The organism is Micrococcus lacusdianchii (assembly GCF_023155805.1).
Taxonomy (GTDB): domain Bacteria; phylum Actinomycetota; class Actinomycetes; order Actinomycetales; family Micrococcaceae; genus Micrococcus; species Micrococcus lacusdianchii.
The window spans coordinates 1-514 of record NZ_JAKNUW010000059.1; the positions used below are offsets into that span (position 1 = coordinate 1).

2 pseudogenes are annotated in these 514 nt (G+C 66.5%); both read left to right on the plus strand.

The window, feature by feature from the left end:
• Positions 1-67 precede the first annotated feature (67 nt).
• Positions 68-236, plus strand: a pseudogene (locus MA879_RS12730) (transposase); the annotation flags it as partial.
• Positions 237-280: 44 nt separating this feature from the next.
• A pseudogene (locus MA879_RS12735) lies at positions 281-514 on the plus strand (IS3-like element ISTesp3 family transposase); the annotation flags it as partial.

Here is a 514-nt window from a genome sequence, read left to right on the forward strand (position 1 = left end):
GGCGCTTGACCCCTGATCTTGGACACGCTGATTCCAGCACGATGATGGGGAAGCGAGAATCCAAGGGATGGCTAGGAAGAACTACACGGACGAGTTCCGGCAGCGGGCGGTGGACTTGTACGAGTCGACGCCCGGTGCGACGTTGAATGGCATCGCGGCGGACCTCGGGATCTCCCGCGGTGCGCTGCGGGAGTGGGTCGAGAAGCACGGCTCGGGCACGACGACCGCCGGCACCATGTCGCCGCCCACGTCGGGGCGGTCGGAGTAGCAGGCGGCGAGGATCGTGCGGCTGGAGGCGGAACTGGCGGCGTCGAAGGCGGAGAAGCTGAAGCTCGAGACGGAGCGGGACATCCTCCGTCAGGCGGCGAAGTATTTCGCCGGGGAGACGAACTGGTGAACCGCTTCCAGTTCGTCGAGGACCACAAGGACGCCTACGGCGTGAAGCGGTTGTGCGAGATCGTCGAGATCGCGAGGTCGTCGTTCTACGCCTGGCTCGCGGCGGCTCCGGGACGGG